Genomic DNA, 14,783 nt, shown 5'->3' with positions numbered 1-14,783 from the left:
CGGCGAAGCCGCGTGGTCCTGGCGCCCCAAGGCTGGCGCTAAACTCGCGACGATGCGTCTCGCATCGCGCGGGTGACGGTGACAACAAAGTCTGGCTCACCGAGGAGAGCGCGGAGTAAGCCGTAAACCACTGCGCAGGGAAGGCCGGAGTGAATCCGCCTGTACCTGTGGTCAACGCGCGCTTCGCGCAATTTCTTTGCGCGGAGGCCCCGGGTGCAGCGGCCACCCGGCCTTCCCTGCGCCCTCTGTTTCCGAAGAGGGCGATGGTGACGCAAAGCTCGGACGCGAAAAGCGCCGCGAGGATGCTGAAACCTGTTTTGCTGCCGTCATTCCGGGGCGCCTCGAAGAGGCGAACCCGGAATCTCGAGAATCTCAGGTGCGCAATTGCATCGTTCGATGCGGAGCCTGTCATCCGGCCGCGCTTCGCACGGACCGGGTGGGATCGCCCCGGAATGATGACGGAGAAGGTATTTGACGATTGAATCGAGAAGCTGGACGCCTATTCCTCAGCGCTTCCGCTCCCCATCATCTTCCGCTCGCGCGCGTAACGCACCAGGGCAGCGAAGCGATAGAGGCCGTGCACGAACTTGCCGTAGGGAAGGGTGATGAACAGCGCGAATACGAAGCCGAGATGCAGCGCCAGCAGTGGTCCCATCGCGGCTGTCTCGCGCCAGAAGAGCAGCGCGAGTCCGGACAGGCCGGTCAGGAACAGCATCGCGGTGAATGCGGCATCCATGCCGTAACGCGCCTCATCGACCAGCACCGGGTCGCGCCGTCGCTTCGACACGAGCAGGCCAATCGGCCCGATCACCAGCCCGATGCCGCCGAGCGTGCCGAGCAAGACCGGCAGATCCCACCAGGCATACGGCGCCTCGCGCCCGAGCAGATAATGGTAGAGCGTCGCGACGCAGGTCGCGGCGAAGCACAGCAGGAAGCCGTAGAAAGTGAAGTGATGATAGACCCTGCGCCGGTCGGTCGGTTGATCGTTCTCGTTGAAGCAGCCGACGCCGCCGCCGTCGAGATAGCGCAACTCACCAGCATCCCGCACCGCCTGCCAGAGTGAGGGCGCATCGGCGCGCGCGCCGACGGGCTCGCTGACGTCGCGCCAGAAAGCGCGCAGGCTCATCGCAAGCGCCAGGATCGCGTAGAGAAAAACGATGCCGAACAGCGCGACCATCGCATTATGCGGCATCAGCGCATAGAACGCGCCCGGCCCGGTATGGATGCCGTAAAGCACCTGCCTGTCGCTGACAGCGGCGAAACCGAAAATGAAGGCGGCGACGCTGAGCGCAGCGATAATGCTGATGGCAAGGCCATTGCGCGAGAACAGCCCGGAAAACGCCCGCGGCCAGGCATAGGCGGCATAGGACTCCGCGCGCGCGATCGCCAGCGTCTTCGGCACATTGACATTGAACTCATGCGGCGGCGAGAACTGGCAGTCGACATAGCAGGCGCCGCAGGCGTGGCAGAGATTGGCGAGATAGTTCAGGTCGCCGTCAGAAAGGGCGCGCCGCATTTCCATCGCCGGAAACACCGCGCACAGCCCCTCGCAATAGCGGCAGGAGTTGCAGACCGTCATCAGCCGGTCGGCTTCGTCGAGTATCTTAGTTCCGTGCATGCTTCGCTGCTTCCCGTCCCGCGATACGTCCGAACACGCTGCCAATGGTCATGCCGATGCCGGCGGCGTAGCCGCGCCCAAGCACATTGCCGGCCATGATCTCGCCGGCGGCGAACATGTTGGCCGAAGGCTTGCCGTCCTTCATCAGCATGCGCGCCTGTTTGTTCACGCGGGTGCCGAGATAGGTAAAGGTGATGCCCGGCCGCACCGGATAGGCGTAATAAGGCGGTGTCGCGATCTTGCGCGCCCAATGCGTCTTCGGTGGCGTGATGCCTTCGGTCCGGCAATCGTCGAGAATGGTATGGTCGAAGGTGCCGGGCCTGACCGCCGCATTGAAATCGGAAACCGTCTTGTCGAGTGCGCCGGCATCGAGCTCGAGCTTGGCGGCGAGTTCGGCGATCGAGTTCGCCTGGATCGGCGGAAACAGCGACGGCATGAAGCTGGTGAGCACGGTCGAGTCGAAAATGATGTAGGCGATCTGTCCCGGCTGGCCTGCCACCAGCCGTCCCCAGATCGCGTAGCGCTTGGGCCAGATGTCCTCGCCTTCGTCGTAAAAACGCTGCGCATCGCGGTTGACCACGATGCCGAACACCACGCAGTCCAGCCGCGTGATGATGCCGCCGTCGAAGCGCGGCGCGCGCGCGTCGATCGCGACCGCATGGCATTGGGTGGGATCGCCCACCTCCTGCACGCCATTGTCCAGCAGCATTTTCAGGATCGAGCCGCGGTTATAGGGCGTTCCGCGGATCAAGAAATTGTCGGCGGCCTCGCCCCAATATTGCTTCAGCCACTCGATATTGGCCTCGAAACCGCCGGCCGCGGCGACCAGCGCGCCGGCGCGCACGCTCACTGTTCCGCGGCCCTGCCTCACGGTTGCCGAGAGAAACATGCCGTTCTCGATCTCGATGTCGACGACCTCGGCGTCGTAGAGAATGTCGACGCCGAGCTCTTCTGCGGTCCGATACAGCGCGTTGAGCATGGCGCGGCCGCCGCCGAGAAAAAAGGAGTTGGTGCGGCCGAGACTGAGCGTGCCGCCGAGCGAGGGCTGCCAGCGCACGCCCTGTTGGACGATCCAGTTCAGGATGTCCTTGGATTCGGCGATCATGTAGCGCGCGAGCTCTTCGTCGGTCTCGCCGCCGGTGACGCGCAGCAGGTCCTCCCAGAACTCCTGCTCGGTGTACGGCCCGGTCAATATCTCTGTCGCCGTGTCGTGGGCGCAGCGCATGTTGCGGGTGTGGCGGGTATTGCCGCCGCGGTAGAATTTCGGCGCGCCCTCCAGCACCAGAACCGAGGCGCCCTGCCGTCGCGCGCTGATCGCGGCGCAAAGCGCCGCGTTGCCGCCGCCGATCACCAAGACGTCGTGAGGTCGGCTCAACAGCGCGGCCGCTCCGGCATCCGTCCTATTCATCGCACGTTCCACAGCGCTTCACTCATTCACTTCCCTACTCGCCGAGACATCTCTCGAGAGTGGCCCTCGACCGGCGCTGAAGTCGACATCTTCTCCAACAGCTCGCTAGAGCCGCCAAGTGATCGTGTCAGTCGCGTGGCCGCCGTCAGCAGCAGGGAGGACATAGCCCTGATATTTTCCTTGGTGAAACGGGGCTTGGGCCCGGAGAGCGACAGGGCTCCAGCGAGCTTGCCGTTCGGTCCAAATACCGGGCAGGCAAGCCCTGCGCAATCGGGATCGCGTTCTCCGAACGAGGTCGCTATGCAATTCTTGCGGATCTCACCGAATGTGTCGCCCATTTCGCCGTCGAACGCCAGGATGACCTTGCCAGCGGCACCGCGATCGAGCGGCAGCAGCATTCCGGCTTCGACGCGGTCCAGCGTCGAATGCTGGGAATCGACGCGAAAGACGCAGAGCCGCTGCTTGGCATCGTGTCTGACGTGGAACGACGCGCTCTCCGTGCCGGCAGCAACGAGCTGTCGCAGCACAGGCATCACCTGATCGTGCAGGTTGTTGACGCGCTGATAGACCGCGCCTAAGCGGAAGGGGGTCGGTCCCAGATGATAGCGGCCGTCCGCGAGCTGGACGAGGTAGCCGAATTCCTGCAGCGAGGTCATCAGCCGCAACAGCGTGCTCTTGTACAGGCCGGTGCGTCGCGCGAGGTCGGCCAGAGAGAGTGGCGTCGGCTCGCCTTCGAACGCCGCCAGAATCGTCAATGCACGATCGACGGCGGCGACTCCGGGCGAAGGCATGTGGTCTCCTATTTGGGGGATTCGTGCGGATCAATGAGCTTGGCGATGACCGGAAAGTACGCATCGCCCAGTCCCTTGTCGATGGCCTCGGTAAAGACGGTGCGGACGAGGGCCGCACCCCGCGTCTGCAGGCCGGCTTGCGCCGCAAGGTCGAGAGCGTAACCGAGATCCTTCAGGGCATACTCGGTTGAAAACGCCCGCAACGGAAACTCGCCCGGGACGATCGCCTTCAGGCCATGGTTGCGCAGCGCGAAACTGTCGGCCGATCCCTTGGAAAGGGTCTCTAGCAGCAGCTTCGGTTCAACGCCGCTGTGCCTTGCGATCGCGACCGCCTCCGCAAGCGCGTTGACCGTCTCGAACAGCACCATGTTGTTGAGGATCTTCGTTACCTGTCCGGCGCCGGTGCCGCCGCACAGCGTGATGTCGGTGGCAAAATGGCGGATCAGCGGCTCGACCTTGGCAAAGTGCTCCGGCGAAGCGCCGACCATGACGCTCAGCGTGCCATCCTGTGCCGCCTGGCGGGTGCGCGCGATCGGCGCGTCGATCCACGCCGCGCTCTTCTCCGCGAGCCGGCGCGCGAAGTCGCGGGTAAGGCCGACCTCCGATGTGCCGAGGTCGATGATCATTTGCGCGCCTTGCACCGCATGCAGGATGCCGGCCTCGCCCTCGAAGGCAGACGAGACGTGCTTGGCGCTCGGCAGGCAGAGGAAAACGACCTCGCTGCCAGCAACGACCTCGGCGACGGAGTTTGCGATCCTCGCACCTTCTGCGGCAAGCCGGGCCAGCGGTTCCGGTGCGAGGTCGAACGCCACGACCGGCCGGCCGCTCTTGCGCAGAAGATTGCGGCAGATCGGTTCGCCCATGACCCCGAGCCCGATGAATCCGATCGCAGCGGACATGCTGATATTCTCCCTTGATTTCCTTCGCCGGCAGCGCAGCCGCCGCGCGGATGGATAAGCGTTCTTACTTGACGAGCGGACAGCCGCCTTCACCGAGCGGACGGAACACCTCTTCGCCCGGCGCAGACTTCACGATCTTGTAGTAGTCGTATTTGTATTTCGACTCGTCGGGCTTCTTCACCTGAACGAGATACATCGTGTGCAGCACGCGTCCATCGGCACGGATGGCGACGTCCTTGTTGTACATATCGTTCACCTTCATCTCATGCATCTTGGCCGCGACGATTGTCGGATCCGTCGTGCCCGCCGCCTTCACCGCCGCGAGATAATGATGAACGCCGCTGTAGACGCCGGCCTGCACCATGCTGGCGACCTTGCCGTTCATCTGCGCGGCATAGCGCTTGGACCATGCGCGGGTCTCATCGTTGAGATCCCAATAGAAGGAGGTCGTGACCTGCAGTCCCTGCGTCACCTTCAGGCCGAGCGCATCGACGTCGGTGATAAAGACCAGCAGGCCGGCGAGGCTCTGTCCGCTGTCGACGATGCCGAACTCGCCGGCCTGTTTGATCGCGGTCTGCACGTCGGCGCCGGAGGTCGCCAGCCCGACGACGTTTGCCTTGGACCCCTGCGCCTGCAGCAGGAAGGAGGCGAAATCGGCTGTGCCCAGCGGATGCGCGGCCGAGCCGATCACCTGGCCGCCGGCCGCCTCGATGAACTTGGTGGCGTCGCGTTGCAGGGCGTGGCCGAAGGCGTAATCCGCAGTGATGAAATACCAGGTCTTGCCGCCGGCGCGCGTAATGGCATCGCTGGTCAGTTTCGCCAAGGCATAGGTGTCATAGTTGAAATGAAAGCTCGTCGGCGAACAGGCCTTGCCGGTGAAGTCGGATGAGCCCGGGCCGCTGATGATGAAAATCTTGTTCTTCTGCCGCGCGACTTCGAGAATCGCAAAGCCGGCCGAGGAGGCCGCGCCGTCGGCGATGACGTCGACGCCTTCGTTGTCGAACCATTTGCGGGTCGTGGCGGCTGCAATATCCGGCTTGTTCTGATGGTCGGCGGAAATGATCTCGATCTTCCTGCCGAGAATCTCGTTGCCGAAATCCTCCGCCGCCAGCCGCGCCGCCGCCACCGAACCGCGGCCGCCATTGTCGGCGAATACGCCCGACTGGTCGTTGAGCACGCCGATCTTGATGACGTCATCGGCTGCCCAGGTGGCACTTGCCTGCACCGCAAACAAAGCTGCCGCAACCAAACGCAATTTCATGAACTCAGCCTCCCGTTAAACCTTTTCTCTGTCACGAATGTCATTAAGCACCGGTGCGATGTAGCGACGGAACTGAGCGGGATTCTCGCTCATCGGAAAATGACCGAGTTGCTCCATGGCAATCGCCTTCGCGCCCGGAATGCTCGCGGCCGTCCGCATCGTGTCCTCCACGGTGCAGGAGAAATCATATTCGCCGGTCAGGAGATAAAGCGGGCAGGCGCGGACATCGATGCTGCCCATGCGGCCGCGCAGGTCGCCATCGACTCGGTAGAAGTAGAGGTCGCCCTTGAAGATGCCGGGCCCGCCCTGCTTGTAGGCCCACAGCGTTTCGTCGCGCGATGCCTCAGGTGATTGCGGCGCGACCAGGCCCGAGACCAAGGCGGCGCAGACCTCGCCGCCGTGCACGTCAGGTCGGTTCAGCCAGGCGGTGTCGTACCAGGGCTGCTGGAAGTCGGCAGCCTCGAGGCCGATCAGCGCGCGGAATTCGCTTGCATGATCGATCGCAAGGTTGAGGACGATGCGGCCGCCGATCGAGCAGCCGATCACCACCGGCTTCTCCAGCGCCAGCGCGCGGCAGAAGGCGCGGATGGTCGCGGTATAGCTTGCCGTCGTCAGCCTGTATTCGCTGTCATACTGACTGTCGGGCGGGTTCGACTTGCCGTGCCAGGGCAGGTCGAAGGCGATGATGCGAAAATGCTTCGTGAACTCCGCGTCGCTCAGCAGGTGCCGCCACTGCCTGTTATCGGAGCCGGCGGTGTGCAGGCAGACCAGCGGGATGCCTGTGCCGTTCTCCTCGAAATAGATGCGGTTGATCTCGCCGTCGATCTCGACATGCACATAGCGGCCGACGATCGGCTCGATAAAGCCGTTCATGCGGCGCCTCCGATGCGTTCGCGGCGCGGCAGGGCCAGCAGGTCCTTGAAGAACTGCAGATGCGTCATGAACGGATAGAGATCGCCCTCCAGCACTGCCTCGCCGCGCTTGGTCAGCGCCAAAAGGTCGTGCCAGCCGGGACGCGGCACCGCTTGCCAATGGGCCGCAAGCGCCTGGGTGCTGGCGCGGTAGGAGAAACGCCAGGATCGCATCAGCAGGGGTGCCGGCGTCATCTCCACGATCCGCCCGGCGCGGATCGCGACGTGGAACGGATGCGCCGTCGGTCCGAGCAGACAATCGACGTCGAGCCATCGCCCGCGCGNGACGAGTGCCTCGTCGCGCGCGAGAAGGTCGGGAAGGGATCTGAACGTCGCGATCACGCCTTGATCGGCTGAGGACGCGGTCCGCTCGTCTTTCTCCGGTCGGTCAGCAGGCTCCATCCTCGATCCTCCCTGGTTACGGATTTGAAGAGAGCGATCGGGCCCTCTTCGCGCGCGTTCCGCAGAATAGAACGATATTCTATTATTATAGCAGCGTTCTACACGGCCCCCGGGCGGGAGCTCAAGGGGTCTCTACGCGAAACGGCCAGAGAGCTTCGCGAGCGTAATGTCAGGAAATGGCGGATTGCGCAGGTCCGTCTCTAGCCGCCGACGCAGGTGGCGGGCTTCAAGGCGGAACTGCTAATCCAATGCTCTGACTTGCGCTCAACGTCTGTCGGGCCGCTCAGGCCGCGACGACCTCGCGGCTCTCGACGGCTTGGCGGCCGCCCCGGTACACGGTGAGGGCGGCGATGATGCCGAGCACGGCCGCGAACATCAGCCAGAAGCCGGGCGATGCCTTATCGCCGGTCCGATCGATCAGCCAGGTCGAGGCGAAGGGTGTAAAGGTGCCGAACAAAGCGGCTGCGAGCGCGAAGGCCAGCGAGAAGCAGGTGGTGCGGACATGCTTCGGAACGATCTCGACCAAGCAGCCCAGCATGGTTCCGCTATAGGTGCCGAAGTAGAACGAGAACATCATCTCCACTGCCAGCATCTTGCCGAAAGTCGGCGCGCTCACCAACCAGTGCAGTGCGGGATAGGCTGTCACCAGTGAGAGGCCGGCAATGGTGAGGAGCACCGGCTTGCGGCCGACGCGGTCGGACACGGCGCCGCCGACCGGATTCCAGATAAAGTTGGTCACCGCGACCAGAAGCGTCACCAGCAGAGCATCGGCCGTGGACAGTTTCAGCACGTTCCTGCCGAAGGTCGGGGTATAGACGGTGACAAAATAGAAGGTCGTCGTGGTGAGGATTGCGATCATCATGCCCAGGATGACGATGCGCCAGTTTGCGACCGCTGATGCGAAGACCTCGCTTGCGGTGGGATGTTTCTTCATCGCCAGAAACTCCGGCGTTTCCTCAAGCGTCCGCCGCAGGAAGAAGATCACGGGAATGATCAGGCAGCCGACGAAGAAGGGGATACGCCATTTGGCAACTCCGTCGCCTCCGAGGAAGCCCATAACCGTATCGCCAGGCACGGCTTCACTAAGTACGTAGCCCAAGATCGCAGCCACAAAGATCGCGACCTGCTGGCTGGAGGACTGGAACGAGGTGTAAAAGCCGCGGTTGCCGGGCGTGGAGATCTCGGCGAGATAGACCGAGACGCCGCCGAGCTCGACGCCGGCGGAAAAGCCCTGGAGCAGTCGTCCGAGCAGCACGATGACGGGTGCGGCGATACCGATCGTCGCATAGCTCGGACAGAATGCGATCACCACCGTACCGATGGCCATGATCGAGAGCGTGACAATCAAGCCCTGCCGCCGGCCAATCTTGTCAATGTAAGCGCCGAGCACGATCGCGCCGATGGGACGCATCAGAGCGCCGAGCCAGAACACGCCGAAGGTGTTGAGCAGCGAAGCGGTTTCGTTGGTGGAAGGGAAGAACGCTTTCGCGATTGCGCTGGCGTAAAAGCCGAACAGAAAGAAATCGAACTGCTCGAGGAAGTTGCCGCTGGTGGCCCGCAGGATCGCGCCAATGCGCGACTTGATCGTTGGTACCTGCGCGGTGGACGCTTGTGACATCGTGAGGTTCCTCTCCGTCTGAAATGGCCGGTTGCGGAGAAAACCTCACGCCAGCCCCAACTACCCCAGCCGGCAATCTGCCATGACGCGCGCTGCCGACCAACTGGAGACCGCCTTATATTTTCGGCGATGGCCACGCGGAAGCACAGATTTCAGGATTTGTTTTGCACTGCAGCGAGGAGCCAGTCGCGGAACACGCGAAGCTTGGGCGGATCATCGGCTGCCTCGGGCGACACCAGATAGAAGCCGGCATCAGCAGGCAGCGCGATCTTGAACGGGACGACCAGGCGGCCCTTGGCGATGTCGTCCTGCACATAGGTGGTCCGGCCCATGGCGACGCCGATTCCATCGATTGCGGCCTGCACGGTCATGAAGATCAAGTCGAAGCTGATGCCGCGCTGCTTGGAAATATCTGCCGGCAGACCTGCCGCCGTCAGCCATAGCCGCCAGTCGTCGTCATAGCCGCCGCTGGTGTGCAGGAGCGTGTAGTACGCCAGGTCCTGCGGACAGCGCAGCGGCTTATCGCCCTTGAGCAGGGCCGGGCTGCACACCGGAAACAGTTCGTCCGCCGTCAACCATCGCGCGCGCACGCCAGGCCAGTGCCCGCGTCCATAGCGGATCGCAGCATCGACATCGCCGCTCCTGAAATCGACCAGGCTGTTGGAGGTGGTGATGCGCACGTCGATGCTGGGATGCGCCTCCTGGAAAGTCGATAGGCGCGGCAACAGCCATTTCGCCGCGAACGACGCCAGCGTCGAAATCGTCAGGACGCTATCGTTGTCCTTGCGCAGCAGGCGGTCGGTCGCGAGCCGCAGATCGTTGAAGGCGGCGCGCACGCCAGGAAGATAATCCTTCGCTTTCGGTGTGAGCGCGAGCGCGCGGTTCTTGCGGATGAACAGGCGAAGGCCGAGTTCCTCCTCCAGCCGCCGGATCTGGTGACTGATCGCGGTTTGCGTCACGTTCAGTTCGGCGGCGGCCTGCGTGAAGCTCAAGTGCCGGGCGGCTGCTTCGAAGGCCCGCAAACCGTTGAGCGATGGCAGTCTGGCCGTCATCCGGAAAAGCTCCGATACATGAATTTATCTCATCCAACCGGGTACAAAGTGTCGTTTGCCGAACGGCCGAATAGCGCAGATATTCGCTGCTGAGAGCTTAGCTTTAGGAGCTAAACATGTCTACCATCACTCAGGAAGTGATGAGAAATCATCATGTTGCGGGGTTTTGGGCCAGCTTGAGCGACACCTTCCATCTCTGGCGGCAGCGCTACCGCACCCGCCAGGAGCTTGCACGCTGGACCGACCGCGAGTTGCACGATGTCGGCGTCTCCCGGAGCGACATCGCGCATGAGGCCGAGAAGCCGTTCTGGCGGGCTTGAGCAGCAGCCGGGCCGGCGTTGCCTCAAGGGAACACCGGCCCACGGCCTTTTCGGACAACGGAGTTGGCGATGGCGACGCTTCGGCTCAAGGAGCTCTGGCAGCACTCCGATAGTCTGCGCACGCGCAGCGGCGAGACGGTAACTGTGCGCTTCGTCGAGCCGGGCGATGCGGAGGAATTGCAGAACTATTATCGCGCGCTCTCGGCCCGCTCCCGCTACAACCGCTTTCTCGGCGCGATGAGCGAACTGCCGAAAACACTGCTTGATCGTTTCACCCATGTCGGCCGCGACGACGGCTTCACGGTCGTGGCGACCGTAGAGATCGATGGATTTGCGACAATCATCGGTGAAGCGCGCTACGCGTATCACGCCGAGACCGGCAGTTTCGAGTTCGGCATGTCGATCGATGATCACTGGCAGGGCCACGGCATCGGCGCCGTGCTCATGAAGAATCTGGAGTGCCGTGCGGCCGCCTTCGGTGCGGCCAGCGTGTTCGGCGACACGCTGCGCTCCAATGACGCCATGATTGCGCTGGCGCGCAAATCAGGTTTTTCGTTCGCCCGTCACCCCGAGGATTGGAAGCTGGTGCGCTTCGAAAAACAGATCGACCTCGCGCCGAAGGACATTCCCTGCGCGAGTTGGCGGATCGCGGCGACGACACGAGAAGCCAGAATGGCAATCTCTGGCCGTTGAACTGCTGGCCGCGCCCCAGCGCATTCGCACGAACGCTTGAATAGAAGCGGCTTCGACTCACGAGTCCGTGACGTGAAGGCACACCTAGCAGCGAAATCTCGCGTCGCGCCACAATCCTCTCGCCGATGCTTACGGCTGTAACCATTCCATTCTGAAACGACATCGTTCGGTAGCCGCCGCGGCGCAATCCTTCGCGTGGCTCGCGCGAATACGCGCGCGCCGGCGCATCCGTCCGCAAGCCTGTGTTGGTCGCCGAGGACGGATTGCGTCCGTGAGTTCGCGACCGTGACAGAAAGCTTCTCGGATGTCCTACCGTTTTCTCCTGGCGTCGTGGGGTACATTGGGCAATCTCAGTCCGTTGCTGACCGCAGGCCGGCGGTTGCGCCGGCGTGGCCACCACGTTCGTGTGATGGCCGATCCGGTTATGCGCGCCGAAGTCGAGGCCGCCGAGTTCGAGTTCGTAACATGGCGCCGGGCTCCGATCGGCGAAGCGGCCGACCCAACCGATGTCTCTGATATGCAGGATTGGGTGCACAGGGCTGTATTTGAGCCTTGCTCGGCTTACGCCGCCGATATCCGCGATGAGATCGAACGGGTGCCGACGGATGCTGTTCTCGTGCTCGACATCCTCTTTGGCGCTGCACTTGGGGCAGAAGCATCCGGTGTGCCCTTCGCGCTTCTTTCGCCTCATGTCAGCATCAAGCCCCTGCCGGGAATGCCGCCGGCGACCAGCGGATTGGGCCAGCCGAAAACACCGAAGGAGCGCGCCGAAGTCGAAGCCGCCAGTGCCGCTCTTGCCGCTATGATGAATGTGTCTCTTCCCATTCTGAACGGAGCCCGCGCCGAGCTCGGCCTTCCCGTTCTCGCGGACGTCATGGATCTGTTCGATCGGGCCGACCGGCTTCTGCTCGCGACCAGTCGGGCGTTCGACTTCCAGGCCGATTCTCTTCCGGATAATTTCCGCTATATCGGGCCGCTGCTCGATATGCCGAACTTGTCCAAGTCGTGGCAGGCGCCATGGTCGGCGCAGGCGGATCGTCCTCGCGCGCTGATCGCCAGCAGCACAGGCGCGCAAGGCCAGCGTGATCTAGTCCAACGTATCATCGACGCGGTCGGAACGATGGAGATCGATGCGGTGGTCACGACCGGTCCGAACCTGGACGTGGCCGAGCTTCGCGCTTCGACGAACGTGCATCTGCTGCGCGGCGCCCCGCATGACTCGGTCATGAAGGAGGTTTCGCTGGTGATATCGCAGGGCGGCCACGGGACCGTCACCCGCTCGCTGATCAATGCGTTGCCGCAGCTTATCTTGCCGATGGGGCGGGACCAGTCGGCCAACGCCGCGCGAGTCGAGGCGAGAGGGGCCGGGCTTCGCCTGCCCCCGATGGCTTCCGAGGCGGAAATCGCGGCCACAATCAACCGGCTGATCACCGAGCCGCAATTCAAACTGGCGGCCCGCAAGATTGGCGAGGCGATCAAGGCTGACATCGAAGGATCCGGCCTGGTCGAGGAGATGGAGGCCATCGCGGCCGTCGGCCACGCGGCCGGCCATCAGCCCGTGAAGCGGCCGCGTCGAGGCGCGGCCTGACGAAGAGCGAGGCCGGCGACCGGCCGATGCATTGGGGCCGTCACCGTTCGCCGACCCTGCAAAGCCTCTGCCCCTACGGCGGCATGGCGTGAGCTTTGACGCCGACCTCAATAGAGAAATCTCGCCTTGCGCATCCAACCCAATTCGTTTGCCTTCACCCTCCTGCTTGGACTTTTGGCTTCGTTGCCGACGTTCGGCATCGACATGATCCTGCCGAGCCTCTCGGCGACGGGAGCCGATCTCGGCGCGACACCGGCCGAGGTCGGCTTGGCGATGAGCGTTTATCTCGTGAGCCTGGGCGCGGCGCTCCTGATCTATGGGCCGATATCGGATCGCTTCGGCCGCAAGCCGATCGCAGTGTTTGGCAGCGTACTCGTCGTCATCGCGAGCTTGGGCTGCATCTTTTCTCGTTCACTCCCGCAGCTTCTATTCTTTCGTGCGCTCCAGGGAGCCGGCGCTTCGGCTCCCGGGATTGCCGCGGTTGCCATTATCAGCGATCTCTTTGACGGCGAGGTCGCGGCCGAAAAGATGGCCAACGTGGTGCTGGCGATCAACATCGTTCCGATGATTGCTCCCACCGTGGGCGCAGCGCTGCTTGTGCTGAGCGGCTGGCGGGCTATCTACGTCGTGCCGATTGCGGGCGGCCTGCTGCTACTTGCGGCGCTACGCGGCTTCAGCGAGAGCGCGAGGATCGATCCAGACGTCCGGCTGAGCCCGGCGGCCGTCGCCCGGGATTATCTTCGCATTTTGCGGCAACCTGTTTGCGTGGGATATATCCTTTGCAACGCCGCGGCTGCGGGAGCGGTGTTCGCCTACATCACCGGCTCGTCACTGTTCTTCATCAATGCGCTGGGGCTCAGCCCGTATCAATACGGCCTGATCTTCGGATCAAGTTCGCTGTCGGTGATGGCCGGCACCCGCGTCAACAGGATACTCGACCGATGGGGACTGTCGCCCGCGCAATTGATTGCGATCGGCCTCGCAGTCTCGACCATCCTGGCAACCTCCCTGCTTGTCATGTCGATCGCAGGCGGCAAGTCGGCCGTCCTCGTGGTGCTCGTGATGGTCGGTGTCGCGCTGTCGTTCGGGCTGATCTCGCCCCATGCCATGAATGGTGCACTGCAGCCGATGCCGGAAATCGCGGGATCGATCAGCGCCGTGATGGCCTTCGTGCAGATGATCGGCGCCGCGTCGTCCAGCGCGTTGGTCGCTGCGCTTTTTGACGGTCACTCGGTGCTTTCGATGGCGGTGGTGATGCTCACGTTCTGTCTGCTCGCGATGGCCGCCTATATCGGCGTCGTCAGGCCCGCCAAACGCTTCGCCCCAGTCGCATGAGTTATGAGATCCAGGAGGAAAGATCGTGATTTCTTGTACTTTAGAGCCTGTTCTGTTGAGCCGCGACGGCGTGCGACTGGCGCATTTCGAGGCCGGACCTGCAGCCGCACAATATCCTCCGCTGCTCCTGATCAACGGCTGGACCGGCGACCACGGCATCTTCACGCCCCAGATCGCCCATTTCGCGGCAAGCCGTCGCGTGGTCGCCGTCAATCTGCGCGGCCACGGCGCCAGCGACGCGCCGGAACAAGACTACACCATCAGAGGTTTCGCGGACGATATCGCCTGGCAATGCGGCCAACTGCAACTGCATAAGCCCCTCGTGATAGGCCACAGCCTGGGCGGCGCGATCGCGCTCGAACTGTGCGGCCGCTATCCGGATCTGGCTTCGGGCGTGGTGATGATCGACTCGATCATCATGTCGCCTCCGAGCTTGCGCGAAGCTCCCGAAGTCCGAGCGCTGCTGGAAGGCATCGGCGGGCCCAACTATCTGACCGTTTCGAGGGCGAACGCATGGGAGATCGGTTGCGATTTCGATGATCCGGCGCGACGCAAGATGATCTACGAGACCTATATATTGCCGCCTTGCGAGAAGACGGCGCAGCACGTCGCCTATTCGACGATCAAGAATTTTGCACTGGACTATGATCCGGTCCCAGCCGCGGAGGCCTGCAAGATTCCCATGGCCTATATTTCCGCTGATGTCCCACTGGTGAACATGGCGCGCGACCTCGACCGCCTGCAGAAGATCTGCCCACAACTGGTCATAGCAAAGACAATGCTCGCCGGCCATTTCAATACGATCGAGGTTGCGGATCAGGTCAATGCGATGCTCGATCGTTTCCTGGCTGTCGGTCTTCGCCGGCGCGAGGGTTGATTTTGGAAAT

At 63.0% G+C, this 14,783-nt stretch carries 13 protein-coding genes; 5 read left to right on the top strand and 8 right to left on the bottom strand.

Annotated elements, in window-relative coordinates; genetic code table 11:
• Positions 1–499 precede the first annotated feature (499 nt).
• From tcuB to F758_RS0127400, 8 genes are all read right to left on the bottom strand, one after another.
• Entirely contained in the window at positions 500–1,618 is a 1,119-nt protein-coding gene (tcuB, locus tag F758_RS0127440; RefSeq protein ID WP_024510893.1) for a tricarballylate utilization 4Fe-4S protein TcuB, read from the bottom strand.
• Entirely contained in the window at positions 1,605–2,993 is a 1,389-nt protein-coding gene (gene tcuA / locus F758_RS0127435; protein WP_024510892.1) for an FAD-dependent tricarballylate dehydrogenase TcuA, read from the bottom strand. The genes tcuB and tcuA overlap by 14 nt, the downstream gene beginning before the upstream one ends.
• Positions 2,994–3,052: 59 nt before the next feature.
• Complete coding sequence (locus tag F758_RS0127430; protein ID WP_024510891.1) at positions 3,053–3,817, bottom strand: IclR family transcriptional regulator; 765 nt, start codon at positions 3,815–3,817, stop codon at positions 3,053–3,055.
• An 8-nt stretch (positions 3,818–3,825) separates the two neighbouring features.
• Positions 3,826–4,716 (bottom strand): NAD(P)-dependent oxidoreductase, encoded by an 891-nt coding sequence (locus F758_RS0127425; RefSeq protein WP_024510890.1) that lies wholly within the window; start codon positions 4,714–4,716, stop codon positions 3,826–3,828.
• Between the two features lie 64 nt (positions 4,717–4,780).
• Positions 4,781–5,977 (bottom strand): ABC transporter substrate-binding protein, encoded by a 1,197-nt coding sequence (locus F758_RS0127420; RefSeq protein ID WP_024510889.1) that lies wholly within the window; start codon positions 5,975–5,977, stop codon positions 4,781–4,783.
• Between the two features lie 15 nt (positions 5,978–5,992).
• Positions 5,993–6,850 carry an alpha/beta fold hydrolase gene (locus F758_RS0127415; RefSeq protein WP_024510888.1) on the bottom strand — a complete coding sequence of 286 codons (858 nt, stop codon included), beginning with the start codon at positions 6,848–6,850 and terminating at the stop codon, positions 5,993–5,995.
• A gap of 723 nt (positions 6,851–7,573) precedes the next feature.
• A complete protein-coding gene (locus F758_RS0127405) occupies positions 7,574–8,908 on the bottom strand; it encodes an MFS transporter (RefSeq protein WP_024510886.1) in 1,335 nt (444 codons plus the stop codon).
• A gap of 152 nt (positions 8,909–9,060) precedes the next feature.
• On the bottom strand, positions 9,061–9,960 hold the full coding sequence (locus F758_RS0127400; protein WP_024510885.1) for a transcriptional regulator GcvA: 900 nt from the start codon (positions 9,958–9,960) through the stop codon (positions 9,061–9,063).
• Positions 9,961–10,076: 116 nt separating this feature from the next.
• Between F758_RS0127400 and F758_RS0127395 the strand changes: the two genes are divergently transcribed.
• From F758_RS0127395 to F758_RS0127375, 5 genes are all read left to right on the top strand, one after another.
• A complete protein-coding gene (locus F758_RS0127395) occupies positions 10,077–10,280 on the top strand; it encodes a DUF1127 domain-containing protein (RefSeq protein ID WP_024510884.1) in 204 nt (67 codons plus the stop codon).
• Between the two features lie 69 nt (positions 10,281–10,349).
• On the top strand, positions 10,350–10,973 hold the full coding sequence (locus F758_RS0127390; RefSeq protein ID WP_024510883.1) for a GNAT family N-acetyltransferase: 624 nt from the start codon (positions 10,350–10,352) through the stop codon (positions 10,971–10,973).
• A gap of 304 nt (positions 10,974–11,277) precedes the next feature.
• Positions 11,278–12,561 (top strand): glycosyltransferase, encoded by a 1,284-nt coding sequence (locus F758_RS0127385; RefSeq protein WP_024510882.1) that lies wholly within the window; start codon positions 11,278–11,280, stop codon positions 12,559–12,561.
• Positions 12,562–12,687: 126 nt separating this feature from the next.
• Positions 12,688–13,896: a multidrug effflux MFS transporter gene (locus tag F758_RS0127380; protein WP_024510881.1), complete on the top strand. Its 1,209-nt coding sequence runs from the start codon at positions 12,688–12,690 to the stop codon at positions 13,894–13,896.
• 25 nt (positions 13,897–13,921) lie between these two features.
• A complete protein-coding gene (locus F758_RS0127375) occupies positions 13,922–14,773 on the top strand; it encodes an alpha/beta fold hydrolase (RefSeq protein WP_035723222.1) in 852 nt (283 codons plus the stop codon).
• The last annotated feature ends 10 nt before the right edge of the window (positions 14,774–14,783 follow it).

This window comes from Bradyrhizobium sp. ARR65 (assembly GCF_000472385.1).
GTDB lineage: Bacteria > Pseudomonadota > Alphaproteobacteria > Rhizobiales > Xanthobacteraceae > Bradyrhizobium.
The sequence above is the reverse complement of the archived record's forward strand: the minus strand, read 5'-3'. Positions and strand labels throughout refer to the sequence as shown.

What these genes read in the sequence shown, in the direction of transcription:
- tcuB (WP_024510893.1), bottom strand. Translation starts at nt 1,618, where the DNA reads ATGCACGGAACTAAGATACTCGACGAAGCCGACCGGCTGATGACGGTC.
- F758_RS0127430 (WP_024510891.1), bottom strand. Translation starts at nt 3,817, where the DNA reads ATGCCTTCGCCCGGAGTCGCCGCCGTCGATCGTGCATTGACGATTCTG.
- F758_RS0127425 (WP_024510890.1), bottom strand. Translation starts at nt 4,716, where the DNA reads ATGTCCGCTGCGATCGGATTCATCGGGCTCGGGGTCATGGGCGAACCG.
- F758_RS0127420 (WP_024510889.1), bottom strand. Translation starts at nt 5,977, where the DNA reads ATGAAATTGCGTTTGGTTGCGGCAGCTTTGTTTGCGGTGCAGGCAAGT.
- F758_RS0127415 (WP_024510888.1), bottom strand. Translation starts at nt 6,850, where the DNA reads ATGAACGGCTTTATCGAGCCGATCGTCGGCCGCTATGTGCATGTCGAG.
- F758_RS0127405 (WP_024510886.1), bottom strand. Translation starts at nt 8,908, where the DNA reads ATGTCACAAGCGTCCACCGCGCAGGTACCAACGATCAAGTCGCGCATT.
- F758_RS0127400 (WP_024510885.1), bottom strand. Translation starts at nt 9,960, where the DNA reads ATGACGGCCAGACTGCCATCGCTCAACGGTTTGCGGGCCTTCGAAGCA.
- F758_RS0127395 (WP_024510884.1), top strand. Translation starts at nt 10,077, where the DNA reads ATGTCTACCATCACTCAGGAAGTGATGAGAAATCATCATGTTGCGGGG.
- F758_RS0127390 (WP_024510883.1), top strand. Translation starts at nt 10,350, where the DNA reads ATGGCGACGCTTCGGCTCAAGGAGCTCTGGCAGCACTCCGATAGTCTG.
- F758_RS0127385 (WP_024510882.1), top strand. Translation starts at nt 11,278, where the DNA reads ATGTCCTACCGTTTTCTCCTGGCGTCGTGGGGTACATTGGGCAATCTC.